This window comes from Nocardia sp. BSTN01, assembly GCF_015354405.1.
In the GTDB taxonomy this organism is placed as follows: Bacteria; Actinomycetota; Actinomycetes; order Mycobacteriales; family Mycobacteriaceae; genus Nocardia.
In genome coordinates this window covers 18258-42481 of the sequence record NZ_JADKYP010000002.1, presented here as the reverse complement: position 1 = coordinate 42481, position 24224 = coordinate 18258, and the positions used below count along the sequence as shown (strand labels likewise).

Sequence of the window (24224 nt, the reverse complement as noted above, 5' to 3'; positions counted from 1 at the left end):
GCCCGGCCGGGTCGGGCGGCATTCGCCCCTGCGCGGCGCGTGGTAGGAAAGGGGCGTGACAGGTGTGCAGCGCGAGTCCCGCTCCCGGGCGGAAGCCGAAGTGGTCGAGTTGGTCAGCACGCTGATCCGTTTCGACACCTCCAACACCGGGGTGTTGGAAACCACCAAGGGCGAACGCGAGTGTGCGCACTGGGTGGCCGATCAGTTGCAGCAGGCCGGGTACACCACCGAGTACGTGGAGTCGGGTGCGCCCGGGCGCGGAAATGTGTTCGCGCGCTTGCCCGGAGCCGATCCCAGCCGCGGTGCGCTGATGATCCACGGGCATCTGGACGTGGTCCCGGCCGAGGCCGCGGACTGGAGTGTGCATCCGTTCTCGGGTGCGATCCGCGACGGCTACGTGTGGGGCCGCGGCGCGATCGACATGAAGGATATGGTCGGCATGATGCTGGCGGTGGCCCGCCAGTTCAAGATCGAGGGCACGGTGCCGCCGCGCGATCTGGTGTTCGCCTTCCTCGCCGACGAGGAGAACGGCGGCAAGTGGGGCTCGCAGTGGCTGGCCGACAACCGGCCGGATCTGTTCGAGGGAGTCACCGAGGCGGTCGGTGAGGTCGGCGGTTTCTCACTCACAGTGCCGCGCCGCGACGGCACCGAGCGGCGGCTGTATCTGGTGGAGACCGCGGAGAAGGGTCTGGGCTGGATGCGGTTGCGCGCCAAGGCCCGCGCGGGCCACGGTTCGTTCCTGCACGACGACAACGCGGTGACGATTCTGGCCGAGGCGGTGGCGCGGCTGGGTAAGCACACGTTCCCGCTGGTGCTGTCGGATTCGGTGGCCGAATTCCTGGCCGCGGTCAGCGAGGAGACCGGCATCGACTTCGATCCGGACAGCCCGGATATCGAAGGTCAGCTCGCGAAGCTGGGCACCATCTCGCGCATCATCGGCGCGACCTTGCGCGATACCGCCAACCCGACCATGCTGCGCGCCGGGTACAAAGCGAATGTGATTCCGCAGACCGCCGAGGCGACGGTGGACTGCCGGGTGGTGCCCGGCAGGCAGGCGGCCTTCGAACGCGAAGTCGACGAACTGATCGGCCCGGACGTGGAGCGGGAGTGGATCACCAAACTCGACTCCTACGAGACCACCTTCGACGGGCATCTGGTCGACGCGATGAACGACGCGATCCTGGCCCACGATCCCGACGGCCGCACCGTGCCCTACATGCTGTCCGGCGGCACGGACGCGAAAGCGTTCGCGCGCTTGGGAATTCGGTGTTTCGGCTTCGCGCCGCTGCAGTTGCCGCCGGACCTGGATTTCTCCGCACTGTTCCACGGCGTGGACGAACGGGTGCCGGTGTCGGCGCTGGAATTCGGCGCTCGCGTCATGGAGCATTTCCTGTTGCACAGCTGACGATCCGCTCGACTAGCAGAAAGGACGGTCCTCGTGCCCGACTATTCCTACAATCCCTATGCGGCACTGCCGCAGCTGCCCGAGTTCACCCTCACCTCCACCGACGTCACCGACGGACAGCCGCTGGGTAACGAACAGGTCAGTGGGGTGTTCGGGGCGGGCGGCCGGGATATCTCCCCGCAGTTGTCGTGGAGCGGATTCCCGGCGGAGACCAAGAGTTTCGCGGTCACCGTCTACGACCCCGACGCACCGACCGGCTCCGGCTTCTGGCACTGGGCCGTGGCCGACATCCCGGCGTCGGTGACCTCGCTGGAATCCGGTGCGGGCAGTGCCGGTGAGGGCAGCGAAGGCGGCGCACTGCCGAGCGGCGCGGTGCAGTTGCGCAACGACGGCGGTTTCGCCGGTTTCGTCGGCGCCGGCCCGCCGCCCGGACACGGCTACCACCGCTACTTCATCGTGGTGCACGCCGTGGATGTCGAATCGCTGGGTGTCGGCGCGGACGCGACCCCGGCCTACCTGGGCTTCAACCTGTTCTCGCACGCCATCGCGCGCGCGACCCTCGTCGGCACCTACGAACAGAAGTAGCCGGTCGAGCGGGCGGAGGGGTCTTCGGTGCTACCGAAGACCCCTCCGCCGTGAAACAGCCTGTGCCCGAAGCTGTTCGGCTAGAGGTTGTGCACGCCCTCGGGGACCGGGTCGGTGTAGAGCTCGGCGATGTCGGCGGCGTATTCGGCGGCGATCGGCGAGCGCTTCAACTTCAGTGTGGGGGTGAGTTCGACGCCGCCGGGTTCCCAGGCTCGCGCGAGGATGCGGAAGCGCTTGATCTGCTCCACGCGCGACAGTTTCGCGTTGCCGGCGACGATGGCGCCGCGCACTTCCTCCAGGATCTGCGGATGGGTGGCGAGAGCGTCGAGATCGGCGTCGGGGATGCCCAGCGCGTTCGCCCGCACGGCGGCGGTGTCGGGGTCGAGCACGACCAGCGCGGCGATGTAGGGGCGGGAGTCGCCGATGGCGACGATCTGGCCGATCAGCGACGAGGCGGCCTTCACCGAATTCTCGATATTGGTGGGGGAGATGTTCTTCCCGGCCTCGGTGATGATCAATTCCTTCTTGCGGTCCACGATGGTGACGTAGCCGTCGCCGTCGATGGTCGCGATATCGCCGGTGTGCAGCCAGCCGTCGGCATCGATCGCCTCGCTGGTCTTCTCGGGCATCTTGCGGTAGCCGTGGGTGACGATGCCGCCGCGGATGAGCAGTTCGCCGTCGCTGTCGAGGCGGATCTCCACTCCGTCGACGGCCCGGCCCACCGATCCGGGGCGCGGCTTCTCGAGTTCGGTGAAGGTGCCGACGCCGGTGGTCTCCGACATCCCCCACACCTCGCTGACCGTGAAACCCAATCCCAGCAGGAATTCCAGCGTCTCGGGCGGGATCGCGGCGGCGCCGGAGGAGGCGACCTTCAACTCGTCCAGGCCGAGAGTGGCACGCAACTTCGACAGCACCAGCGCATCGGCGAGTTTGTGCTGGACGGCCAGCAGCGGGCCGCCGTTGCCGCCGGCCAGTCGCGCCCGTGCGGTGGCCACGCCGACGCCGATCGCCCACTGCGCCAACGCCTTCTTGACGGGGCTGGATTCGGTGGCGATCGCGGCGTCGACACCGGCCTTGATCTTCTGCCACACCCGCGGCACGCCGAAGAAGAAGGTCGGCCGGGCGTCGGGCAGGGCGGCGGCGATCTCACGCGGATCCGGCACGCAGGTGATGGTGACACCGGTGAACAGAGTGAGGCAGTGCCCGGAGATGCGGTCGGCGACATGAGCGGCCGGCAGGTACGACACCGCCCGGGCGTCGATATCGGCCACGAGGGCGCCGTTGGTGAGCGCGACGATCTGGGCGACGACGTTGGCGTGAGTGATCTCCACGCCCTTCGACGGCCCGGTGGTGCCGGAGGTGTAGATCAGGGTGGCCAGATCGTCGGGCCGCACCGCCTGCCAGGCGGCGTCGAAATCGAAATCCGCGGCCGGATCGTTTTCGACCTGCTCCAGGGTCAGCCCGCCCTCGGGTGCGGCGCCGTCGACGACGATCACGTGCTCGAGTTTCGCCCCGGAGGCGGTGATCGGCGCCAGGAACGCCTGTTCGGTGACGACCACACCGTTCTCGGCGTTGCCGAACACGTGCGCGATCTGTTCGGGGGAGCTGGTGTTGTACACCGAGAACGGGGTGGCGCCCAGATGCAGGATGGCGGTGTCGACCAGGTTGAACTCGGGCCGGTTGGTGAGCATGATCCCGACCGTGTCACCGTGCGCGACACCGAGTTTCGCCAGCCCGGACGCGATCGCGCGCACCCGGCGCGCGTAGTCGGCCCAGGTGATCTGCTGGGTGCCGCCGACGGTCCGCAACGCGACCTGGTTCGGGCGTAGTGTCGCCGTCTGCTGGAAGGCCTCGGGCACGGTGCGGACCGTGGCGCCGGTGTGGTGGGTGTAGCCGATCTCTGCTGTGGTCATATCCCTTGTTCCCGGTCAGTGCACGAACATCACGTCTGGGACGTGATGCGGATCACCCATCCTAAACGTGAAATCGGACATTCGGGGGGCGCTTCCGGCCGGTAGCAACCGGCTCCGCGCACCGGAAACGGGCCGCGGCAGCGGAATCGGCGAGCGGGCGGGATCGGACGAGCGGGTGGGATCTGCTCGGCTCAGGTGCGGGCGGTGTGCGCCGCGCCGACGGCCTCGGCGAGACTGCGGTATCCGTCCGCGCGCAGGCGGGCCGCGATGCCGCGGTGCACGGTCCGCGTCCAGAACGGCCCGCCGTAGATGAACCCGGTGTAGCCCTGTAGCAGCGAGGCTCCCGCGAGGATGCGTTCGTAGGCCTGGTCGGCGTTCTCGATGCCGCCGACCGAGATCAGCACCAGCCGGTCCCCGACGCGGGCGTAGAGGCGGCGCAGCACCTCGAGCGAGCGTTCGGCGACCGGCGGTCCGGACAGTCCGCCCGCGCCCATCGCGGTGACCTTCGCGGTCGCGGTCGCCAGTCCGTCACGGCGAATGGTGGTGTTGGTGGCCACGATTCCGGCGAGCCCGAGTTCGACGGCCAGGTCGGCGACGGCGTCGATGTCCTCGTCGGACAGGTCGGGGGCGATCTTGACCAGCACCGGTTTGGGTTCGGCGCCGGACGCGACACTGTCGAGCACCGCGCGCAGCAGCGGGCGCAGCGATTCCACGGCCTGCAGATCGCGCAGGCCGGGGGTGTTGGGTGAGCTGACGTTGACCACGACGAAGTCCGCGAGCGGCCCCAGCAGGCGGGCGCTGAGGGCATAGTCCTCGGCGGCGTGTTCGGGCTCCACGACCTTGGTCTTGCCGATGTTGGCGCCGATCGGCACGCCACCGCTGCGGCGGGCGGCCAGTCGTCCCGCGGCCGCGGCCGCCCCGTGGTTGTTGAAACCCATCCGGTTGATCAGCGCGTGGTCGGCCGGCAGCCGGAACAGTCGCGGCGCCGGATTGCCCGGCTGCGCCTGCGCGGTGACGGTGCCGATCTCGGCGAAGCCGAAACCCAGTGCGCCCCAAGCATTCACACCGGCGGCATCCTTGTCGAACCCGGCGGCCAAGCCCAGCGGCGCCGGGAAGTCGACGCCGAAGACGGTGGTGGAGAGGATCGGATCACCGGCCGCGGTGAGTCTGCGGGCCAGCCATCGGGTCGGCGGGAAAGCGGTCGTGAGCCGGATGACGGTGAACACGAGGTGGTGGATACGCTCGGGCGGCACCAGGAACAGCAACCGCAGGAATAAGGAATACATCCCTCACATCCCCGTTTCGGTCACGGGGAAGCTGGTTTTGCGCCGCCGCAACAACACTCGCCGGCTGCCGTCGGTGTAGGCCCGCACTCGCGAGAGCTCCCAGCCGCCGAATTCGGCCTGGATGGCCAGGCGCATGGACGCGGTGACCCGATTCACGTCCGGGGGTAGTCGTAGCGGCACGTACTCGTATTCTCCTTCTTCGCTGGTCTCCTCCCATCCCGCGGGAATCGACCGTCTGCGCCGGTCATGGTGTGCGGCGCCGGACGCCGACTCGTATCGAGGCGCTCGAGCCATCACTGACCTCTCTTCCTCTGGTCCGCACCGATGCGTTGCAGACCGTCTCCGGTTGCCGACCCGACGAACATGTCGCCGGTGCGGCTGTCGATCGTCAGCGAATTGGGCTGGCGCACCGTCGCGAAGCGACCCACTTCTTCCGGTATACCGGTCGACAGATCGAAACCGACCACCTCGTTGCTTCCGCTCAGGGTGAGCCATACGGTGTCGGACCGTTCATCGTAGGCCAGCGCGTAGGGGGAGGGCCCGACCGGGAAGCGCTGGCGCAGCAGCAGCGGATCGGCCGTGTAGACCAGCAGCGCGCCGCCGGAGGTGTCGGTCGCGAGCAGGCGGCCGTAGTGATCGCTGATGAGGTGGGTGGCCCCGAGACCGGCGCGCAGGGCCAGACCCGGGCGGTCGCGATCGAGGTCGAGTTCGGTGAGGGTGGTCTGGTCCAGATCCAGCGTGGCCACCGCCTTCGCCGTCGCGGCCACGGCATCGACGGTGCCCAGGCCGCTGACGGTGCGGTTCGGGTGCCCGTCGGCGTCGAGGATCTGCACGCGGCCGCCGTCGAGCCCGGCGACCAGGCTGCCGTCGCCGCGGCGGGCGATCGCGCGCACGTCGCCGTCGACGGACACCGGGCGGACCGCGGCGGTGGCGATATCGACGCGCAACACCTCGCGCCCGGCCGCGACGAGCACCTCACCGGGGGCACCGAGGGCGAGACCGGTGGCGTGCGCGGGCAGGGTGACCGAGTGCGCGGCAGCGGGATTCGCCGGGTCGACCAGGCGCAATCCGAGTCCGTTGGGGTCGAGTGCCACGACCCGGCCGGTGGCGGGTTCGGCGACCAGCGACCCCACCGGCCCGAAGGCCGAGACGGTTCCGGCGGGTGCGGCCGTCGTCGCCGGTGCGGTGGCGGCGGTGCCGGGAGCGCCGGCCGCGGGGGAGGTCGCGTCGTCGCCGTGGGAGGAACAACCCGCGACGAGCACGACGGCGCCGGCGGCCGCGAGGACGGCACTCAGTGCCGACCGGTTACCCCGCATGCTCCGAACTCCTTCGTGTGACTCATGCGTACTGCTTCATCTGACCATGATCGGACACGCGGCCCGGTCACCGGGGTGGTTCCGGCGTGGCACGCGCCTCACCCGTTACCGTGGATTCCTCGCATCGGACGTCGAACCAGGGGAGTCTCGGTTGGAAACAGACCGCACGTCTGAATTCACGCTTGAAGATTTAACCGTTGGTCCGTTCGCGCACGGGTTCGGCCGAACGGCCGAGGGACAGCCGTTCGCCTTCCGCACGGTGCGGTCCACCCTCACCCTCGAGATCTACCGCGCCGACGCCACCACCGACGTGCCCGGCCCCGAGGATGTGGTGGCCGTGATCGAGGCCGCCGTCACCGATATCGACCTCGACGACGCCCGCAGCGTGCGCGCCCTGGTCCGTGATCTGGTGCCGACCGCGGTCCCGGTATCCGAACAGCGCAGTGCGACCACGACGGTGCGCGCCTTGCTGAACCGGTTGAGCGCGGTCATCGAGGGCCGCTGATCCCACGTGCCAGACTGTAGGAACCACCGGTTACTTTCGACACATTCGAGGACGTAATGGCATTGCGACGCACGGTCCACGGCGCATTCGGAATCACGATGCTCGCGCTGGTGATCGCCGCCTGCGACAGCGGTCCCGACGAGGCTTCGGTGGCGGCGGCGCGCTCGTCGGCCTACGCCGCGCTCACCTCCTCCTCGGAGGCGGCCGCGGTCAGCAGCGCCAACCGGCCGCCATTGCCGTCCGCCGCGCAGCTGGACTCGCAGATCAAGCGCGCACTGGATCCGTCGCTGCCCGACAGTGAGCGCACCGACCTGATCGAGGACGGCGCGGCGTTCAAGGACGCCATTCCCGATATGTACAAGGCGCTGCACGACAATCCGCGCGCCGTGTACGGCGTGGTCGATCCCGTCTTCGACAATCACGACGGCACCCTGACCGCCACGATGCGCCTGGACAAGGACGGCAGCGGCGAGAACGTGCGCACCACCATCGTGCATTTCGTCGATATCGACGGGAAGTGGAAGATCTCGCGCACCGACCTGTGCGGAATCCTGCGTTCGGCCGACTATCGCACCGCGGCCTGCGGCTGACCCCCGGCATGCTCGAGGGGTTTCTCCTGCGGTGGGGCCGATTCGTCCATCGCCATCGGTATCTGGTGTTCGCGGTCTTCGTCCTGATCGTGGCCGTCTCGGGGTTCTACGGCCGTGATCTGGGCTCGCGGCTGACCCAGGGCGGATGGTTCGACGAACACAGCGAATCGGTGGTCGCCTCCAAACTCGCCGACCAGACCTTCGGCCGCGACACCGACGCCGACGTCATCGTGCTCTACACCGCACCGCCCGGCCATACCGTCGACGATCCACCGATCCGCGCGGCGATCGGCTCGGCACTGAAGGATCTGCACGACCGGTATCCGGACCGGATCAAGAAGATCGACAGCTATTTCGACGGCTCGATGATGGGGCAGTTCGCCGACGCCTCCCGCACCCACGCGTTCGCCAGCATCGGCCTGCACGGCTCGGATACCGCCACGGTCGACAACTACCTCGCCATCCAGAAGGATTTGGGCGCAGGCGGTTCCGGGCGCGGGCCGGGCGGCACGACGGTGCAGCTGGCGGGTCTGCAGCCGGTGGTCGAGGGCATCAACATCGGGATGCAGGACGATATCCATCGGGCCGAGCTGATCGCGCTGCCGGTGGTGGCGGTGCTGCTGTATTTCGTGTTCGGCGGCGTGGTGGGCGCGCTGCTGCCGGTGCTCATCGGCGGGATGACGATTCTGGGCAGTCAAGGCATGATGCGCCTGCTCACCGACCACATCGACGTCAACGTCTTCGCCAGTGCCGTGGTCACCCTCGTCAGCCTGGGGCTGGCGATCGACTACGGCCTGTTCGCGGTGACCCGTTTCCGGGAGGAATTGGCGGCGGGGCGCAGTGTGGAGGAGGCGACCGCGCGCACCGTCGCCACGGCCGGGCGCACGGTGCTGTTCTCCGCGGCGATCATCGCGGTGAGCCTGGCGGCGCTGTTCATCTACCCCAACGGGGTGCTGCGCTCGGTGCCCTACGGCGGAATCAGTTCGGTGCTGCTGGCGGCGTTGCTGTCGGTGACCGCGCTGCCGGCGGCGCTGAGCATCGTCGGGCGGCGCATCGATCTGTGGGGCTGGCACCGGTTCGCCGGAATCCGCAGCGCCCAGGAGATCGACAACGGATTCTTCTCCAAGCTGGCCCTGTTCGCGATGCGCCATCCCGCGCGGGTGATCGTGCCGGTGGTGGCCGGGCTGCTGTTCCTGCTGATCCCGTTCCGCAACATCGAATTCGGCGGCCTGTCGGAGCGGTATCTGGCGGCCGACAATCCGGCCCGCGTGGCGCAGGAGAAGTTCGACACGCTGTTTCCCGAATTCCGCACCGAGCCGTTGAAATTGGTGGTGGTCGGGGCCGATCCGCAGCAGCTATCCGATATCCGCTTCCAAGCCAATTTCGCGCCCGGTCTGACGGGTCCGTTCGAGGCGGCGGCGCCGACGACCAACGGTATCAACGTGCTGTCCACCGGTCTGGTGCACAAATCCGACGCCGACGCCGCCATCGCCGCGCTGCGTGCGATTCCGCATCCGCCCGGGGTGCAGGTGATGGTGGCCGGGGTGCCGGCCCTGGAACGCGACGCCATCCACGGCCTCATCGACGGATTGCCGTTGCTGGCAACGATTCTGGCGACCGCGGCGCTGGTGCTGATGTACATCGCCTTCCGCTCGATCGTGCTGGCGTTGAAGGCCGTACTCATGAGCGCGCTGAGTCTCGGTGCGGCACTGGGCATTCTGACGTGGATTTTCGTAGAGGGCCACGGCGCGGGCCTGCTCGGTTTCACGCCGGGGCCGCTGATGTTCGCGGTGCTGGTGCTGATCGTCACGGTGCTGTTCGGATTGTCCACCGACTACGAGGTGTTCCTGCAGTCGCGCATGGCCGAGGCCCGCGCAGACGGGGCGCCACCGGCGGAGGCGATCCGCTACGGCATCGCCCACACCGGCGGAGTGATCACCTCGGCTGCCGCGATTCTCATCGTGGTCACCGGCGCGTTCGGATTCTCGGATCTGGTGCTGATGAAGTACATCGCCTACGGCATGATCGCGGCGCTGATCCTCGATGCCACGGTGATTCGCATGCTGCTGACCCCCGCGGTGCTGAAACTGGTGTGGCGGTGAGCGTCAATCGTGGTCCGGCCGCAGCCGCCGAGAACCGGGCCGCGCTGCTGGCCGCGGCGCGCGAGGTGTTCGCCGCGTACGGCGCCGATGCCCCCCTGTGGGTGATCGCCCAGCGCGCGGGGGTCCGACGACGCGGGGGGATCTGCGGGCCGATCTCACCGTCGAGGAGATTTTCGTCGCGGTGAGCATGCTGGCCGCCCTGCTGCACAAGACTCCTGCCGAGCAGCGCCGCGCGGTCGGCCGCACGGAGCTGGGCGCTGCTACTGCGGGCGTTGCGGAACCCGGCCTGAATTGTCGGAAACCGTTCGCGCCACAGCAGCGGGCGACGTGGATTCGCGGTGTCAGCGCTCTCGTTCCAGCTGCGCCAGCCGGGAGAGCGCGGGTAGTGCGGCCGCCAGGGCCCGGCGCTGCGCGGGACTGAGGTCACCGATCAGCGGTACCAGGTAGCGGACTTGGTCGTCGTGGCGGCTGCGGCGGATGTGCCGGCCCGCCTCGGTGAGGTGGACGAGCACGGCTCGTCCGTCGCCCGGGTCACGGCGGCGCAGCACCAGGCCGTCGCGTTCCAGGCGCGCGACGAGTTGCGTCATGCCCGGCTGGGTCATCTGCTCGGTGTCGGTCAGCTCCGTAAGCCGCATCGGGCCGCGCTGAGCCAGGGTGTCGAGCACCGACAGCGTGGTGAACGGCAGTTTCTCCCGGACCGGGATGCGGATGTAGACGCGGTTGAAGTCCTCGATCACCGCGGCGAACCCGTCCACGTCGAACTCGTCGATATCGTTCACACGGGTAACTATATCCGGAACTTATACAAGTTGCTTAAATAAGTTGCTTATGTAAGTGTGGCGACCACACGGCGCAGGAGGCCACATGAGCGACACCACCCACGATGTCCGACCGTTTCCCTTGACTCCCACGACGATTCACGTCCCCGACAGTGCGCTCGCCGACCTGCGGCAGCGCCTGGAACTGACCCGTCTGCCCGACGACGACGGCAACGACGACGGCTACTACGGCGTGCCCGGTGGTTATCTGCGGGAGCTGGTCGACTACTGGCGCAGCGGATACGACTGGCGCGCAGCCGAAGCCGAGATCAACACCTTCCAGCACTACCGGCTCGACATCGACGGGGTGCCGATTCATTTCATGCGCAAGCCGGGCGTCGGACCGAATCCGACGCCGCTGATCCTGACGCACGGCTGGCCCTGGACGTTCTGGCACTGGTCCAAGGTCGCCGGCCCGCTGGCCGATCCGGGTGCGCACGGCGGCGATCCGGGGGAGGCGTTCGACGTGATCGTGCCGTCGTTTCCCGGGTTCGGGTTCTCCAGCCCGCTGGCCGACCGCCCGGATCTGAACTTCTGGAAGGTCGCCGACCTCTGGCACACGCTGATGACCGAGGTGCTGGGCCACGCGAAGTACGCCGCCGCGGGCTGTGACGTCGGCGCGCTGGTCACCGCGCAGCTCGGTCACAAATACGCCGACGAGTTGTATGCCATCCACATCGGGTCCGGGCTGAAACTGACCCTGTTCAACGGCGACCGCGCCTGGGACTTCAGTGGCGGTCGGCCGATTCCCGACGATCTGCCCGCCGCAGTGCACGCGCGATTCGTGGAGCTGGACAGGCGTTTCGCCGTCCATCTGGCGGCACATCTACTCGCCCCCAGCACCCTCGCCCACGCGCTGTCCGATTCTCCGGCGGGGATGCTGGCATGGATCCTGGAGCGGTGGTCGACGTGGAGCGACAACGGCGGTGACGTCGAAACCGTGTTCAGCAGAGACGATCTGCTCACGCACGCGACGATCTACTGGGTCACCGACACCATCGGCACCTCGATCCGCCTCTACGCCAACAACAATCGCTACCCCTGGACACCCGCGCACGACCGGATCCCGGTCGTCGAAGCGCCCACCGGTATCACCTTCGTCGGCTACGAGAACCCACCCGGAGTCGATACCGACGGCCGCGTCGAGAACTTCCGCACCGGCGACCGCGCCCAGTGGTACAACCACGTCAATCTCACCGCCCACGATCGCGGCGGCCACTTCATACCCTGGGAGATCCCGGATCTGTGGATCGATGACCTGCGCCGCACCTTCCGCGGGCGGCGCTGACCGGCACCGGAACGGTCGGGCCGGCCGGCCACCGAGGCGGGGGAGCGAACCCGGCAGGCCACGCGGTGCGGTCGTCGTATTTCACACCCGTCAGGTCGGCGCCGGTGAGCAGTGCGCCGGTCAGATTCGCGCCGACGAGGTCGGCGAGCTTCGTGCCGGTCAGGCGCACGCCGGTCAGATCCGCACCCGCGAGCCGGGCGCTGTCCAGACTCGGCCGGAGTCGTCAAAGCCGTTCGCTCCGCGATCTGGCGCCGGGCCACCGATTCCTTTTCGCGGCACCCGAGGTCTACATGGTCGGCGGCGCCGAACCGGTGGGCCGCGACGAGCCGAGAGAGAGTTGAGTGCCGTGACCGTTCCCGCGACCATGCGGGCCCTGCAGCAGACGTCGCTGCTGGGGCCGCAGGACACCCGTTTGATCACCGACGCGCCGGTACCCCACCCCGGCCCGGGCCAGATCCTTATCCGCGTGACCGCGGCCGGGGTCAACTTCGCCGACATCTCGCGCAGCCGCGGGACGTTCGGCGGCGGGCCGCGGCCGCCGTACCTGGCGGGGTTCGAAGCCGCCGGCGAGGTCGTGGCGGTGGGTGAGGGCGTGATCGACCCCGTGCCGGGAGCGCACGTGGCCGGGGTGGGAGACGGAGCCTTCGCCGAATACCTGGTCCTCCCGGCCGTCGCGGCCGTCCCGGTGCCGGAGGGCTGGACCGCCGAACAAGCCCTGGGCCTGACCGTCAACCATCCGACCGCACTCGCCGCGCTGAAGCCGCTGGGCCGGCTCGTAGCCGGTGAAACCGTGCTGATCCAGGCCGCGGCGGGTGCGACCGGACAGGTCGCGGTGACCCTGGCCAAGCATTACGGGGCGACGGTTATCGCCGCCGCCGCGCCGGGCAAACACGACATCGTGCGCGGGCTCGGCGCCGACCATGTCGTGGACTCACGCGATGCGAGCCTGGCCGCCGAGGTGCGGGACCTGACCGGTGGTACCGGCGTCGATCTGGTGCTCGAGTCCGCAGGCGGCCCTGGATTCGCGGACAGCTTGGCAGCGGCCAAGCGCGTCACCGGCCGGGTGGTCGTCTTCGGCGCGGCCGGTGGCGATGCCGCGATCAGCAACCGGCAAATGATCTACGAACACCAGATCCAGCTCATCGGCCTCAACATCGGCGTGCTGATCCAGGCGGCGCCGGAGATCTTCGGCGCCGTCATGGCGGAGTTGTCCGCCCTCGTCGCCGCCGGCGTGGTCGCACCCGCACGGCCCACGGTCCACGACCTGGCCGACGGCCCGAAGGTGCTGGCCGAACTGGAGAACCGCACGACTGTCGGCAAACTGGCACTGCGGCCGTGACCACCACTCCTACACTCGGCGATATGACGGCGCGGCCACGGGCGGCGGACCGGGACCGGTTCGCCGCCGACTCCGAGCGCTACCGCCGGGAGCTGCTGGCGCACTGCTACCGCATGGCCGGTTCGGCGCAGGATGCCGAGGATCTGGTGCAGGAGACCTTCCTTCGTGCCTGGCGCTCCTACGCCGGGTTCGAGGGCCGGGCGTCGATGCGGTCGTGGCTGTACACGATCGCCACCAACGTCTGCCTCACCGCGCGCACGGCGCGCCGCACGCGGGTGTTGCCCTCGGGCCTCAACGGCCCGGACAGCGAGCCCGGTCGGCCACCGAGAGACAATGCGGCAGAGGAGGTTTCGTGGCTGGAACCGTTGCCGGACGGCTGGATCGCGGCGGACGCCGGCGATCCGGCGGCGGTGGTGGTCGCACGAGAATCGCTGCGCCTGGCGCTGGTCGCGAGCCTGCAGCACCTGCCCGCCCGCCAGCGCGCCATCCTCCTGCTGCGCGAGGTGCTGGCCTTCTCCGCCGCCGAGACCGCGGAGATTCTCGGCACCACCACGGCGGCGGTGAAGAGCGGCCTGCAGCGCGCCCGCGCCCGCCTCGACGAACTGGACCCCGCCCCCGAGGCACTCCTGGAGCCGACCGACCGGCGCGCACGAGCGCTGCTCGACGGCTACATCGCGGCCTTCGAGCGATCCGATGCCGCCCTGCTGGAACAGGTGCTGCGCACCGATGCCACGCTGGAGGCGACCCCGTTCCGCGAGTGGCAGGCCGGGCGTGAACACTGCATCCGGATGCTGCGCACCGCTGTGCTGGGTGTGCCCGGCGAGTGGCGGATGGTCGCCACCACCGCCAACGGCCAGCCCGCCGCCGTCGTCTATCACCGTTCGGCGGACGGGGTGCTGCGGGCGGACGGGATCGTGGTGCTGGCGGCGACCGCCGGCGGGGTGTCGCGTGTGGTGAAGTTCCACGATCCGGACTTGGTCGCACTGTTCGGCCATGCGGATTCGATCGCGGGCTGAGCCGAGGTCAGCGGCGCACGGGCAGGATCAACTGGGCGCCGGTGACGGGGTGGTCGATGACCTCGACCGGGTGGCGGTAGACGGTGGTCAGCAGGTCGGTGGTGAGAATGTCGCGGGGGTGGCCGACCGCGGCCAGGCGGCCGTTGTCGAGCACGGCGACGCGGTCGGCGTAGGCGGCGGCCAGACCGAGATCGTGGAGCACGACCACCACCGCCGCACCCTCGGCGGCACGGGCCGCGGCCAGGCGCAGGACCTGTTCCTGATGGCCGAGATCCAGTGCGGCCGTGGGCTCGTCGAGCAGCAACGTCTCGGTGTCCTGGGCCAGCACCCGGGCCAGCGCCGCGCGGGCACGCTCGCCGCCGGACAGCGCCGGGAACGGCCGCGCGGCGAGATGTTCGATATCGGTGGCGGCCAGCGCGGCGGCGATCGCCTGATCGTCGACATCCTGGCGCGGGGTGCGAGCCCAGGGGGAGCGGCCCATGGCGACGACCTCGCGGACCGTGAACGGGAATCCGACGGTATGGTTCTGCGGCAGCACCGCGCGGCGGCGCGCCATATCGGTGGGGGTCCAGTCGGCGACCGGCCGGCCGTCGAGTTCGACTGTGCCGCTTGCCGGTTCGAGCTCGCCCGACAGCGCGGCCAGCAGGGTGGACTTGCCCGCCCCGTTGGGGCCCACCAGGGCCAGGATCTGCCCGGCGACGACGTCGATGTCGACCGCTTCGAGCACCGCTCGCCCGCCGCGCGCGATATCGATGCCGCGTGCCCGCAGCGTGACCGCGCCGCGGGGTGTCGGCTGCGGAAGGCCGTGTGGGGGACGGAGTGTGCGGATCAGCGCGCGCACCCGTGCCGTGCCCGTGCCGCTCATGCCCAGCCTCCCGATCGGGCGCGGGTGCGCCGCAGCAGCCAGAAGAAGAACGGCCCGCCGACCAGCGAGGTCAGCATGCCCAAGGGCAGATCGGCGTTGTGGACCAGGGTGCGGGCGCCGATGTCGGCGGCCAGCAGCACCACCGCGCCGAGAATCGCCGACAGCGGGATCAGCACCCGGTGCGCGGGACCGACGAGCATGCGCACCACATGCGGGACGATCAGTCCGACGAACAGGATGATGCCGGTGAAGGCCACCCCGGCGGTGGCCAGGATCGCGACGACGACGATCACGTTGCGCCGCAATCGTTCCACGTCGACACCGAGGTGGCGCGCCGCCGATTCCCCGAGAGCGAGCAGATCCAGGCGCGGAGCCATCACGACCGCCGCCGCCACGCCCACCGCGGCCAGCGGCGCGACCACGGCCACCGCCTGCCAGGTGGCGCCGTTCAGGCTGCCCATCTGCCAGAACACGATCTGATCGCGGGCGGCGGGGGAGGCGGTGAACAGCAGAAACGACATCAGACCGCCGGCGAATGCGTTGACCGCGACACCGGTCAGCACCAGCGTCACGGTTTCGGTGCGCCCGCCCGAACGCGACAGCAGATACACCGCCAGCGTGGTCCCGAGTCCGGCGACGAAGGCGCCACCGGCGACCGACCAGGCCGCCGCGAACGCGCCACCGACCACGATCACCACACCGGCACCGACGGCCGCACCCGCGGACACACCGATCACGCCGGGTTCGGCGAGGGGATTGGCGAACACCCCCTGCAGCAGCGCACCGGCGGTCGCCAACGCCGCACCGACCAGCATCGCCAGCACCACGCGCGGGAACCGGACCTCCCACAGTGTGACCTCACCGGCGGGGTGGTGCGGCATCGGACCCCAATCCAGCCCGATCCGGTGCAGCACACTGCCGGCCACCTCGAGCGGGGTCGTGGGAACCTGTCCGACAGCGGCCGAGATCAGCGCCAGGATCACCAGCAAGGCGATCGAGACCGCGAAGACGACGGTGATGCGGGACCAGCGACGCGGTGCGCGCGGACCGACGACCGCTTCCGCGGCAGCGGGACCGTCTGGACTCGGAGGCGCCGAAATCAGCGGCTCCGCAGCGGTATTCGACCCGGTCGCAGTTCGTGGACGCGCCGAGTGCGCGGCAGTCCGTTCCGCACTCGACGCCACATCGGCACCGATCCCCGAGCCCCGCGCAAGAGCTGGGCCCGATCGTTCGGCATCTTCGCCGCTGTTCGTATCGTGCTCGGCTGCGCCCGCGCGCCCCGGGTCGTGCGCGCCACTCTCACCCGATCCGGTCGAAACCTCTTGCGCCCCAACCGATTCTGTGGGCGGTTCCGGATTCGACGCCGTGGGCCGAAGACGGGAATCGGCGGACTCCTCGCCGGGCGAATCGCCGGGGGTCATGCGGGCTGGGCGCCGTAGACGGCCTTCGACAGCGCTTCGAGCACGTGACCGGTCTCGGGTCCGAAGCTGAGCAACACCGCATCGGACATGTCGACGATGCGGTGATTGCGACCGGCCGGCGTCTGCGCGACACCGGGCACCTTCTCCAGGCCGTCGACGCCACCGACCGATTTCAGCCCGTCCGACATCACCAGCAGCACATCCGGCGCGGCACTGATCATCGCCTCACTGGTGATGGTGGTGAACGGTTCGGTCAGTCCCGCCGCGGTTCCGGCGTCGACGCCGCCCAACGCGGTGACCAGCGAATCGGCGCCCGAGCCGGGCCCGGCGAGCATGGTGATCGCGGTGCTGCGCAGATACACGAATCCGATCTTCAACGGCGGCTGGTGTTTCGGCACCGCGGCCGTGGCGGCGGTGATTTCGGCGTGGGTGCGGTCGGCCAGTTTCACCCCTTGGTCGTGGACGCCCAGCGCGTCGGCGACCGACCGGATCTGCGGGCCGACACCGTCGATGGTGCGCTGCGGATCGAAGTAGACGACCGTGATGCCCAGCGCACGCAGCTGATCACGCATGGTGGGGGTGGCGCTGGTGGTGTCGGTGAGGAAGACCGTGGGCCGTTGCGCGGCAACGGCTTCGATGTTGATGCTGCCGTTGCCGCCCGCGACGTTGGGCACATCACGCACCGCGGGGAAGGACGCCGACGTCGACCGGCCCACCAGTTTCGAACCCAAACCCAGCGCCCACACGGTCTGGGCGAGGGTGCCGTAGCGGTCGACGGCCACGATCCGTTCCACGGAGGTGACGGTGACCTCGGCGCCGTCGAACGAGTGCACCGTGACCGGCAGCGCCGGTGTCGGCGCGGGGCCGATCGGCGTCGGATCCAGATTCGCGAGGGTGGCGGTGGCCGCGCCCTGCTGCCCGCCCGAGGTGCCGGTGCCGCCGCACGCGGTGGTGACTCCGGCGAGGAGCACGACCCCGAGCACCAGGAGCAACCACCGGGTGCCGGCCGGCCGCCGCCACACACCCGGCTCCGGTGATGCCGAACGGTTCTGCGCGGTCTTCGCCGCCCGCAGCGCCGGCGCTGCCGCATCGCGCGTCCCGGTGGGCCCCGCCGGTGCGGCGGAGGCGGCGCGGGCCGATCGGACGTCGAGACACCTCATGTAGGCAAGCCTAAGTGGTCGCGCGAACGGGTTGTCATCGCCCTGTCCCCGCACGATCCGCCGGCCCGGCCGGTCAGATGCCGCTGACGTCGTCGAGGGCGGCCGCGATCGCGCGCGGAAGTTCCAGCGTTTCGGCGGCGAGGACGCCGGTGAGCTGGCCGATATCGCGGGCGCCGACGATCATCGACGCGACGCCGGGCCGGTCGCGCAGCCAGGCCGCCGCCACCGCGAGCGGTGAGGTGCCCAGTCCGTCGGCGGCGGTGACCACCGCGTCCACGACCCGGGTGGCGTGTTCGTCGAGGCGGTCGCGGATCTCGGCGGCGGTCGCCTCGTCGGCGCCGCGCGAGTCGGCGGGCACACCGTCGCGGTATTTGCCGGTGAGGATGCCACCGGCCAGCGGCGAGGCCGCGATCAATCCGACGCCGTGGTGTCCGGCCGCCGGCAGCAGTTCACTTTCCGCGCCCCGTGCCAGCAGCGAATAGGGCGACTGCGCGGCGACGATCGGGGCGGCCGAGGCCAGGGTCGCCAGCTGCCACGCGCTGAGGCCGCGCGCACCCGCGTAGCGCACCTTGCCCGAGCGCACGGCGTGGTCGAGAGTGGCCGCGATCTCGTCGAGCGGGGTGTGCCGATCCCAAGCCGCGACACTCCAGATGTCGAGGTAGTTGGTGCCCAGTTCGGCGAGGGTGCGGTCGAGTTGACGCATCAGGGTGCGGCGCGAGGCGTCCACACTCCAGTGGATGCCCGCCGCGGGCCCGCCGTCGGGATCGGTGACGCCGGGCACCGGCACCAGGCCCGCGCATCCGCTGATCACCAGGTCGTCGCGCGGCACCAGCTCACCCACGAGCTCACCGAGCATGCGTTGGGCGGCCCCGCCCTGATACACCGGTGAGGTGTCGACCAGCGTCCCGCCGGCCTCCACGAAGGCCACCAGCTGCGCTGCCGCGTCCTCGGCATCGGTTTCCCGGCCCCAGGTGTGGGTGGCCAGCCCCATCCGCGATACCCGCAGGCCACTACGACCCACCGCCCGCTGTTCCATCACCACACCGCCCCAGCTCTCGTCACAGTGTCCGAGCCTAGGGCCACAACCGGTCCCGGAAACGGATACCACTCGCGAACCGCCGGAAGATGCGAGGCGCACCACAGCGCCCGCCGGTGCGGGGAGGCCGGCCCGGATCCCGGACGCCGATTCCTCCGACAGCGAAACAGGTTGCATACCAGCGGGTTCCGCATCGCCGGGCGCTGCGTGCGAGGTCGCGGGCCGGTGACGGCGCGAGCGCGGCGGCGGTGATCGCCTAGTCTGGTCCCATGACGGTGATCCTGCTGCGGCACGGGGTGTCGACCTCCAACACCGCGCGCACGCTGGCCGGCCGCAGCCCGGGCGTCGAGCTCACCGAGCGCGGCACCGACCAGGCACTGGCGGTGGCAGAACGCCTGGCACCGTTACCGATCGAGCACATCGTGCACTCCCCGCTGCTGCGCTGCACGCGCACGGTCTCGCCGCTGGCCGACAAACTCGGCCTCGAACCCGAACCCGACGAGCGCCTGCTCGAGGTCGACTACGGCGAGTGGACCGGTCGCCTGCTGTCGGAGCTGGTCAAGGAACCGCTGTGGAAGGTCGTGCAGCAGCACGCCTCGGGTGCGGTGTTCCCCGGCGGTGAGGGCCTGGCCCAGGTGCAGTACCGGGCGGTGGCCGCGGTGCGGGCGATCGACGCCGAGTTGGCCGGACGCCACGGCCGCGACGTGCTGTGGGTGGCCTGCACGCACGGGGATGTGATCAAGTCGCTGCTGGCCGACGCGTTCGGCATCCATCTCGACGGGTTCCAGCGCATCGTGGTGGAACCGGCCTCGATCAGCGTCGTGCGCTACACCCCGGCCGCCCCCTACGTGTGGCGGGTCAACGACACCGGTTCGGACCTGTCGGCGCTGGCGGCGGTCGCACAACCGTCCGAGCAGCGGGCCGGGCCCGTACCCGGCGGTGAGGTGGGCGCCGCGTCGCGGGCGGATAATGGGAATATTGCGGATCCCCCCGATTCGGGGAACGAGCGTAATCAGTGATGCAGTCGGTTTCAGGAGGTGCAGATGGCCCGAGCAATCCATGTGTTTCGCACCCCCGACCGTTTCGTCGCCGGAACCGTCGGTGAGCCAGGGGATCGCGCCTTCTATCTACAGGCCGTGCAGGAGCCCCGCGTGGTGAGCGTGCTGCTCGAGAAGCAGCAGGTGAAGGTTCTCGCCGATCGGATGGGCCTGCTCCTGGACGAGGTGGCCCGGCGGTTCGGCGCGACGGTGCCACCGCAGGCCGAGGACGTCAATGACACGGCTCCGCTCCAGATGCCGATCGACACCGAATTCCGGGTCGGGACAATGGGTTTGGGCTGGGACGCCGACGCCGGCGCGGTGGTGGTGGAACTGCTGGCGATCACCGAGACCGAGGTCGACGAATCGGTGGTGCTCGACGACACCGAGGAGGGTCCCGACGCGGTGCGGGTGTTCCTGACCCCGGAGCAGGCCCGCGAGTTCGCGTTGCGGTCGGCGAAGGTGATCGCGGCGGGGCGCCCGCCCTGCCCGCTGTGCGGGGAACCGCTCTCGCCCAAGGGGCACATGTGTGTGCGCACCAACGGTTACAAGCGCGGCGACATCTTCGGCGCGACCGATCTGGAGGACTGAGGACCGGTGACCACGCGCGCGGCGGCCGCAGACGAGGGCGCGGCCCGCGACGGCCTCTACAGCGGTGAATTGTCGATCATCGGGCGGGTGACCACGGCCAGCAACCTGACCCTGGTCTGCGAGATCGACGCTCCAGCGGTCGACGGAGGCGGGGAACCGCTGCGGGTGGTCTACAAGCCGGTCCGCGGTGAGCGGCCGCTGTGGGATTTTCCCGACGGCACGCTGGCCGGACGTGAGGTGGCCTCGTATCTGGTATCGGCGGCGCTGGGCTGGTCGGTGATTCCGGAGACGATCCTGCGGGAGGGACCGCTGGGCCCCGGCATGGTGCAGCGCTGGATCGAGACCGTCGACCCGGGTGAGTCGGCGCCGCAGCGCCTGGATCTGGTGGATCTGGTGCCCGCCGGTGCGGTGCCCGCCGGATTCCGCGAGGTGCTGCGGGCGGTGGACGGCACGGGTGCGCGGGTGTCGCTGGTTCATGCCGACGATCCGCGGCTGCGCCGGATGGCGGTGCTGGACGTGTTGCTCAACAATGCCGACCGCAAGGGCGGGCATGCCCTGGAGGGCGTGGACGGCGGCGTCTACGGTGTCGACCACGGCATCTGCCTGCACAGCGAACCGAAATTGCGCACGGTGCTGTGGGGCTGGGCGGGAGAACCGGTGGGAGAGGAACTGCTCGGCGATATCGCCGAATTCGCCGACCGGCTCCCGGGTCCGATCGGGGCGGCGCTGGCCGAGCACATCACCGACGACGAGATCGAGGCCCTCGAGGCGCGGGCACGTGAGCTGCTGAACGATCCGGTGCTGCCGCAACCGATCAGCTCTCGCCCCATTCCTTGGCCGGCGTTCTGATCCTCGGCGAGCCCGGTCGCGTCGATCCGCCGACGTGCGGGCCGCATTCGGTGCGCGCGGCGCGCAACGGTTGACTTCGCCGGATCGCTCGCCTCGGCCGAGGTCGGATGTGGTGGCGAACACCCCGCGACGGGCCCGGTTGCCGGGGTCGGCGGGCGAGGTGCCCGCCCGGACCCTTACCCTCGAATCATGCAGTCCTGGTCCGAAATCTCCGTTCCCGCCGTCCCCGGATCCGGACCGCCGTTGCGGTTGTTCGATACCGCCGACCGGCAGGTGCGCCCGGTGTCGCCCGGAGCGACCGCCACGATGTACGTCTGCGGCATCACACCCTACGACGCCACGCATCTGGGGCATGCGGCGACCTATCTGGCCTTCGATCTGATCAACCGGATCCTGCGCGACGGCGGCCACCAGGTGCACTACGTGCAGAACATCACCGACGTCGACGATCCGCTGTTCGAGCGGGCCGAACGCGACGGGGTGGACTGGCGCGAACTCGGCACCGGCGAGATCGAGTTGTTCCGCGAGGATATGGCGCAGCTGCGGGTGCTGCCGCCGCGCGATTACATCGGCGCGATCGAATCGGTCGGCGAGGTCGTGGAGCTGGTGGACAAGCTGCTGGCCGCCGGGGCGGCGTATGTGGTCGACGACGCCGAATACCGCGACATCTACTTCCGCCACGACGCCACCGAACAGTTCGGCTACGAGTCGGGCTACGACCGGTCCACGATGGAGCGGCTGTTCGCCGAACGCGGCGGCGATCCGGAGCGCCCGGGTAAGCGCGACCCGATCGACGCGCTGCTGTGGCGGGCGGCGCGGCCGGGTGAGCCGTCGTGGCCGGCGCCGTTCGGCGAGGGCCGTCCGGGCTGGCATATCGAGTGTGCGGCGATCGCGTTGAACCGGCTCGGCCCCGAATTCGATATTCAGGGCGGCGGCAGCGATCTGATCTATCCGCATCACGAGTATTCGGCCGCGCACGCCGAGGCGCTGGTGTCGCATCGGCGCTTCGCCCGCCACTACGTACATGCCGGGCTGATCGGCCTGGACGGCGAGAAGATGTCCAAGTCGCGGGGCAATTTGGTGTTCGTGTCGAAGTTGCGGCGCGCGGGTGTGGATCCGTCCGCGATCCGGCTGGGCCTGTTCGCCGACCACTACCGCACCGATCGGCAGTGGTCGAATGCGGTGCTGGAGCAGGCGCAGCAGCGACTCGTGCGCTGGCGGCAGGCGGCGGCGCTGGCGTCGGGTCCGGCGGCCGAGGACACGGTCGCGCGGTTGCGTCAGCATCTGGCCGACGATCTGGACACCCCGAAAGCCCTTGCGGCCGTGGACAGCTGGGTGCAGCAGGCGCTGGAGTACGGCGGGCCGGACACCGCGGCGCCGGGTCTGGTCCGCACCGCGGTCGACGCACTGCTGGGCGTCACCCTCTGAGCGCAGCCTGGGCGCAGGGCGCACGCGCTGCATATTCGCGGCGAATGTAGTTTCAGGCCATCGGAACTGCGGGCCGGTCAGCTGATCCACACGTGTCGCACCTGCGGATCAGCTGGATGCCCGGCTGCCGACCGAAGTGGCATCTCCGTGCCCGGCACCGGGCACGGAGATGCGAGCCGGCTCTACCGTTCGGCGCGGCGGTCAGCGAGCACCCACGAGGTGATCGCCACCGCGCCGGAGACCACCGCCACCGACGGCCACGCGCCGATCTTCTTGGCCAGCGGATGCGAGGCGCCCATGGCGCCCACCGAGAGCCCGGTCAGCGCGGCCGCCCCGGGGGTGCCCACCGCCGCACGCCAGCGCGGGACCGCGGCCGCGGTAGCCGCGGCGAAGACCACCCCACCGAGTTGCCGCTGCTTGGTCGCCTGCGCGAGCGCGAACCCGCCGAGCAGCCCACCGGCGGCCAGCGCCGACGTCGGCACCGAAGAAATTCCGGCCATACTCAGAAACCTCCACCACACATCAACCCGAATCGGGACAGCGGCCGGACGAATACACCACAGGGCGCGAATCCGGCCACGGCCCATTGTTCACCGCGCGCCGGGACCGGCTGGAGGCAGTCGATGCATGCCGGCACGGACGGCATCGATCCGCAGGATGTTTCCAGGTCGCGCCCGCCTGGGCCTCACGACCGCGTCCGGTCCATCTCAGCGCTGAGCCGGTTCACCACACGTCGGCGGGGCCGCCGCCGTTCGCGGTGGGGCGCGGAGTTATGCGCAGCAGTTCAGGCAGCGGCCGCGGCGGCGCGGGCGTAGGTGTCCGCCAGTCCGGGCCAGCCGCCCGGCGAGCCGACCGCGTCGCGCATGGATTCCCAGCCCTCGCCGTGGTTGCCGAAGTCGCCGTGCACGAGGGTGACGGCCGTGTGGGTGGAGTCGACGGGGGTGAAGGTGACGTCGACGCGGCTGGTCAGCGCCGGGTCGGGCTGGTATTTCCAGTCCAGGGAGATGTCCCAGGAGAAGGCGAAGTGGCCGGGACGGTCCCAGACGAGGACACGGCCCCACGGGCATTCGGTGCCGTCGGCCTCGCGGCCGAGCAGCCGTCCGCCGACGCGGGGTTCGACCACCACTTCCGCCAGCGGCCCGGCGCCGATGTGATGTTCACGGGGCCACCAGCTGTCCATGCCGGTGGTGAAGACGTCGAAGGCGGTGTCGATCGGCGCCTCGACGGTGAGTTCGACGTGGACCTGGGTGTCGCTGGTTTGCTGTGTCATGACTTCTCCTCGGATGTGATTGTGCCGCTGGGTGTTTCGATCGAAAGCGCTTGTCCGGCGCGTGCCGCCGCCTCGGCCCGGTCGCGGAACGACGACATCGCCGTGGTCCAGAACCGGGTGAAGTAGTCGCGCAGTGCGTCGATGCCGTTCGGGTCGAGCCGGTAGATCCGGCGGGTGCCGATCGCCTCGTCGAGTACCAGCCCCGCCTGTTTGAGCACCTTCAGGTGCTGGGAGACCGCCGGACGGCTGACCGGGAGTTCGGCGGCCAGTTCGCCGACCGCGCAGGGTCCGCGCCCGAGTCGTTCGAAGATCGCTCGCCGGGTCGGGTCCCCGAGCGCGTCGAGCGCCCCATCTTGGTAAGTCCCCACGAACCGTAAGCCTACACTTACGTAATGCAGGTCACA

Annotated in this window: 26 protein-coding genes; 13 read left to right on the top strand and 13 right to left on the bottom strand. The window is 69.9% G+C overall.

The genetic code is table 11. From position 1 onward, the window contains the following. Positions 1 to 55 precede the first annotated feature (55 nt). Together IRT45_RS01815 and IRT45_RS01810 are read left to right on the top strand one after the other, a co-directional pair. Positions 56 to 1405, top strand: coding sequence for a M20/M25/M40 family metallo-hydrolase (locus tag IRT45_RS01815; protein WP_194804128.1), 1350 nt, complete (start codon positions 56 to 58; stop codon positions 1403 to 1405). 33 nt (positions 1406 to 1438) lie between these two features. Continuing rightward, a complete protein-coding gene (locus IRT45_RS01810) occupies positions 1439 to 1990 on the top strand; it encodes a YbhB/YbcL family Raf kinase inhibitor-like protein (RefSeq protein ID WP_194804127.1) in 552 nt (183 codons plus the stop codon). 80 nt (positions 1991 to 2070) lie between these two features. Here IRT45_RS01810 and IRT45_RS01805 read toward each other — a convergent pair whose 3' ends face one another. The 4 genes from IRT45_RS01805 to IRT45_RS37625 all read right to left on the bottom strand — a co-directional run bounded on the left by IRT45_RS01805 (position 2071) and on the right by IRT45_RS37625 (position 6505). Beyond that, a complete protein-coding gene (locus tag IRT45_RS01805; protein WP_194804126.1) occupies positions 2071 to 3903 on the bottom strand; it encodes a long-chain fatty acid--CoA ligase in 1833 nt (610 codons plus the stop codon). Between the two features lie 191 nt (positions 3904 to 4094). Continuing rightward, complete coding sequence (locus IRT45_RS01800; RefSeq protein WP_194804125.1) at positions 4095 to 5189, bottom strand: quinone-dependent dihydroorotate dehydrogenase; 1095 nt, start codon at positions 5187 to 5189, stop codon at positions 4095 to 4097. A gap of 3 nt (positions 5190 to 5192) precedes the next feature. Beyond that, positions 5193 to 5483 (bottom strand): DUF5703 family protein, encoded by a 291-nt coding sequence (locus tag IRT45_RS01795; RefSeq protein ID WP_051024622.1) that lies wholly within the window; start codon positions 5481 to 5483, stop codon positions 5193 to 5195. After that, positions 5483 to 6505 (bottom strand): YncE family protein, encoded by a 1023-nt coding sequence (locus IRT45_RS37625; protein WP_194804124.1) that lies wholly within the window; start codon positions 6503 to 6505, stop codon positions 5483 to 5485. The genes IRT45_RS01795 and IRT45_RS37625 overlap by 1 nt, the downstream gene beginning before the upstream one ends. Before the next feature lie 259 nt (positions 6506 to 6764). On the opposite strand from IRT45_RS37625, the gene IRT45_RS01785 reads away from it, so the two are divergent. The 4 genes from IRT45_RS01785 to IRT45_RS01770 are packed head-to-tail and all read left to right on the top strand — an operon-like array spanning position 6765 to position 9887. Next, entirely contained in the window at positions 6765 to 7010 is a 246-nt protein-coding gene (locus IRT45_RS01785; RefSeq protein ID WP_228533350.1) for a hypothetical protein, read from the top strand. A 56-nt stretch (positions 7011 to 7066) separates the two neighbouring features. Further along, entirely contained in the window at positions 7067 to 7600 is a 534-nt protein-coding gene (locus IRT45_RS01780; RefSeq protein WP_194804122.1) for a hypothetical protein, read from the top strand. 8 nt (positions 7601 to 7608) lie between these two features. Next, entirely contained in the window at positions 7609 to 9702 is a 2094-nt protein-coding gene (locus tag IRT45_RS01775; protein WP_194804121.1) for an MMPL family transporter, read from the top strand. Then, complete coding sequence (locus IRT45_RS01770; protein WP_228533348.1) at positions 9699 to 9887, top strand: hypothetical protein; 189 nt, start codon at positions 9699 to 9701, stop codon at positions 9885 to 9887. The genes IRT45_RS01775 and IRT45_RS01770 overlap by 4 nt, the downstream gene beginning before the upstream one ends. Before the next feature lie 156 nt (positions 9888 to 10043). Here IRT45_RS01770 and IRT45_RS01765 read toward each other — a convergent pair whose 3' ends face one another. After that, positions 10044 to 10481, bottom strand: coding sequence for a MarR family winged helix-turn-helix transcriptional regulator (locus tag IRT45_RS01765; protein WP_194804120.1), 438 nt, complete (start codon positions 10479 to 10481; stop codon positions 10044 to 10046). A gap of 85 nt (positions 10482 to 10566) precedes the next feature. Between IRT45_RS01765 and IRT45_RS01760 the strand changes: the two genes are divergently transcribed. Beyond that, positions 10567 to 11808, top strand: a complete 1242-nt coding sequence (locus tag IRT45_RS01760; RefSeq protein ID WP_194804119.1) for an epoxide hydrolase family protein — start codon at positions 10567 to 10569, stop codon at positions 11806 to 11808. Here the strand turns inward: IRT45_RS01760 and IRT45_RS01755 are convergent. Beyond that, the gene (locus IRT45_RS01755) at positions 11741 to 12016 is read right to left on the bottom strand and encodes a pentapeptide repeat-containing protein (protein WP_194804393.1); all 276 of its coding nucleotides are present in this window, start codon (positions 12014 to 12016) and stop codon (positions 11741 to 11743) included. The two genes, IRT45_RS01760 and IRT45_RS01755, sit on opposite strands and share 68 nt — an antisense overlap. A gap of 138 nt (positions 12017 to 12154) precedes the next feature. Between IRT45_RS01755 and IRT45_RS01750 the strand changes: the two genes are divergently transcribed. Together IRT45_RS01750 and IRT45_RS01745 are read left to right on the top strand one after the other, a co-directional pair. Further along, a complete protein-coding gene (locus tag IRT45_RS01750) occupies positions 12155 to 13147 on the top strand; it encodes an NADPH:quinone oxidoreductase family protein (protein WP_309240754.1) in 993 nt (330 codons plus the stop codon). 23 nt (positions 13148 to 13170) lie between these two features. Continuing rightward, positions 13171 to 14163 carry an RNA polymerase subunit sigma-70 gene (locus IRT45_RS01745; RefSeq protein WP_194804118.1) on the top strand — a complete coding sequence of 331 codons (993 nt, stop codon included), beginning with the start codon at positions 13171 to 13173 and terminating at the stop codon, positions 14161 to 14163. Between the two features lie 7 nt (positions 14164 to 14170). Here IRT45_RS01745 and IRT45_RS01740 read toward each other — a convergent pair whose 3' ends face one another. The 4 genes from IRT45_RS01740 to IRT45_RS01725 form a co-directional block, all read right to left on the bottom strand. Further along, on the bottom strand, positions 14171 to 15028 hold the full coding sequence (locus tag IRT45_RS01740) for a heme ABC transporter ATP-binding protein (protein WP_194804117.1): 858 nt from the start codon (positions 15026 to 15028) through the stop codon (positions 14171 to 14173). After that, a complete protein-coding gene (locus IRT45_RS01735) occupies positions 15025 to 16128 on the bottom strand; it encodes a FecCD family ABC transporter permease (RefSeq protein ID WP_375540052.1) in 1104 nt (367 codons plus the stop codon). The genes IRT45_RS01740 and IRT45_RS01735 overlap by 4 nt, the downstream gene beginning before the upstream one ends. A 317-nt stretch (positions 16129 to 16445) precedes the next feature. Next, positions 16446 to 17609, bottom strand: a complete 1164-nt coding sequence (locus IRT45_RS01730) for a hemin ABC transporter substrate-binding protein (RefSeq protein ID WP_194804116.1) — start codon at positions 17607 to 17609, stop codon at positions 16446 to 16448. A gap of 73 nt (positions 17610 to 17682) precedes the next feature. Then, positions 17683 to 18645, bottom strand: coding sequence for an aldo/keto reductase (locus IRT45_RS01725; protein WP_194804115.1), 963 nt, complete (start codon positions 18643 to 18645; stop codon positions 17683 to 17685). Positions 18646 to 18914: 269 nt separating this feature from the next. Between IRT45_RS01725 and IRT45_RS01720 the strand changes: the two genes are divergently transcribed. The 4 genes from IRT45_RS01720 (at position 18915) to mshC (ending at position 22550) form a co-directional block, all read left to right on the top strand. After that, positions 18915 to 19664 carry a histidine phosphatase family protein gene (locus tag IRT45_RS01720; protein WP_194804114.1) on the top strand — a complete coding sequence of 250 codons (750 nt, stop codon included), beginning with the start codon at positions 18915 to 18917 and terminating at the stop codon, positions 19662 to 19664. Between the two features lie 24 nt (positions 19665 to 19688). Next, positions 19689 to 20273 carry a DUF3090 domain-containing protein gene (locus tag IRT45_RS01715; protein WP_036505610.1) on the top strand — a complete coding sequence of 195 codons (585 nt, stop codon included), beginning with the start codon at positions 19689 to 19691 and terminating at the stop codon, positions 20271 to 20273. A 6-nt stretch (positions 20274 to 20279) separates the two neighbouring features. Continuing rightward, positions 20280 to 21122, top strand: a complete 843-nt coding sequence (locus tag IRT45_RS01710; RefSeq protein WP_194804113.1) for an SCO1664 family protein — start codon at positions 20280 to 20282, stop codon at positions 21120 to 21122. Positions 21123 to 21311: 189 nt separating this feature from the next. After that, complete coding sequence (gene mshC, locus IRT45_RS01705; RefSeq protein WP_194804112.1) at positions 21312 to 22550, top strand: cysteine--1-D-myo-inosityl 2-amino-2-deoxy-alpha-D-glucopyranoside ligase; 1239 nt, start codon at positions 21312 to 21314, stop codon at positions 22548 to 22550. A 182-nt stretch (positions 22551 to 22732) separates the two neighbouring features. On the opposite strand, the gene IRT45_RS01700 is transcribed toward mshC, so the two are convergent. The 3 genes from IRT45_RS01700 to IRT45_RS01690 form a co-directional block, all read right to left on the bottom strand. Beyond that, positions 22733 to 23050: a hypothetical protein gene (locus IRT45_RS01700; protein ID WP_228533345.1), complete on the bottom strand. Its 318-nt coding sequence runs from the start codon at positions 23048 to 23050 to the stop codon at positions 22733 to 22735. Positions 23051 to 23334: 284 nt separating this feature from the next. Beyond that, complete coding sequence (locus IRT45_RS01695) at positions 23335 to 23820, bottom strand: SRPBCC family protein (RefSeq protein WP_194804111.1); 486 nt, start codon at positions 23818 to 23820, stop codon at positions 23335 to 23337. Further along, entirely contained in the window at positions 23817 to 24188 is a 372-nt protein-coding gene (locus tag IRT45_RS01690; protein WP_194804110.1) for a helix-turn-helix transcriptional regulator, read from the bottom strand. Before IRT45_RS01690 ends, IRT45_RS01695 begins: the two co-directional genes overlap by 4 nt. Between the last annotated feature and the right edge of the window lie 36 nt (positions 24189 to 24224).

Excerpts from the sequence above, each read along its gene's own strand:
- IRT45_RS01805 (WP_194804126.1), bottom strand. The coding sequence starts at position 3,903 with ATGACCACAGCAGAGATCGGCTACACCCACCACACCGGCGCCACGGTC.
- IRT45_RS01800 (WP_194804125.1), bottom strand. The coding sequence starts at position 5,189 with ATGTATTCCTTATTCCTGCGGTTGCTGTTCCTGGTGCCGCCCGAGCGT.
- IRT45_RS01795 (WP_051024622.1), bottom strand. The coding sequence starts at position 5,483 with ATGGCTCGAGCGCCTCGATACGAGTCGGCGTCCGGCGCCGCACACCAT.
- IRT45_RS37625 (WP_194804124.1), bottom strand. The coding sequence starts at position 6,505 with ATGCGGGGTAACCGGTCGGCACTGAGTGCCGTCCTCGCGGCCGCCGGC.
- IRT45_RS01780 (WP_194804122.1), top strand. The coding sequence starts at position 7,067 with ATGGCATTGCGACGCACGGTCCACGGCGCATTCGGAATCACGATGCTC.
- IRT45_RS01775 (WP_194804121.1), top strand. The coding sequence starts at position 7,609 with ATGCTCGAGGGGTTTCTCCTGCGGTGGGGCCGATTCGTCCATCGCCAT.
- IRT45_RS01760 (WP_194804119.1), top strand. The coding sequence starts at position 10,567 with ATGAGCGACACCACCCACGATGTCCGACCGTTTCCCTTGACTCCCACG.
- IRT45_RS01745 (WP_194804118.1), top strand. The coding sequence starts at position 13,171 with ATGACGGCGCGGCCACGGGCGGCGGACCGGGACCGGTTCGCCGCCGAC.
- IRT45_RS01740 (WP_194804117.1), bottom strand. The coding sequence starts at position 15,028 with ATGAGCGGCACGGGCACGGCACGGGTGCGCGCGCTGATCCGCACACTC.
- IRT45_RS01730 (WP_194804116.1), bottom strand. The coding sequence starts at position 17,609 with ATGAGGTGTCTCGACGTCCGATCGGCCCGCGCCGCCTCCGCCGCACCG.
- IRT45_RS01725 (WP_194804115.1), bottom strand. The coding sequence starts at position 18,645 with ATGGAACAGCGGGCGGTGGGTCGTAGTGGCCTGCGGGTATCGCGGATG.
- IRT45_RS01720 (WP_194804114.1), top strand. The coding sequence starts at position 18,915 with ATGACGGTGATCCTGCTGCGGCACGGGGTGTCGACCTCCAACACCGCG.
- IRT45_RS01715 (WP_036505610.1), top strand. The coding sequence starts at position 19,689 with ATGGCCCGAGCAATCCATGTGTTTCGCACCCCCGACCGTTTCGTCGCC.
- mshC (WP_194804112.1), top strand. The coding sequence starts at position 21,312 with ATGCAGTCCTGGTCCGAAATCTCCGTTCCCGCCGTCCCCGGATCCGGA.
- IRT45_RS01700 (WP_228533345.1), bottom strand. The coding sequence starts at position 23,050 with ATGGCCGGAATTTCTTCGGTGCCGACGTCGGCGCTGGCCGCCGGTGGG.
- IRT45_RS01695 (WP_194804111.1), bottom strand. The coding sequence starts at position 23,820 with ATGACACAGCAAACCAGCGACACCCAGGTCCACGTCGAACTCACCGTC.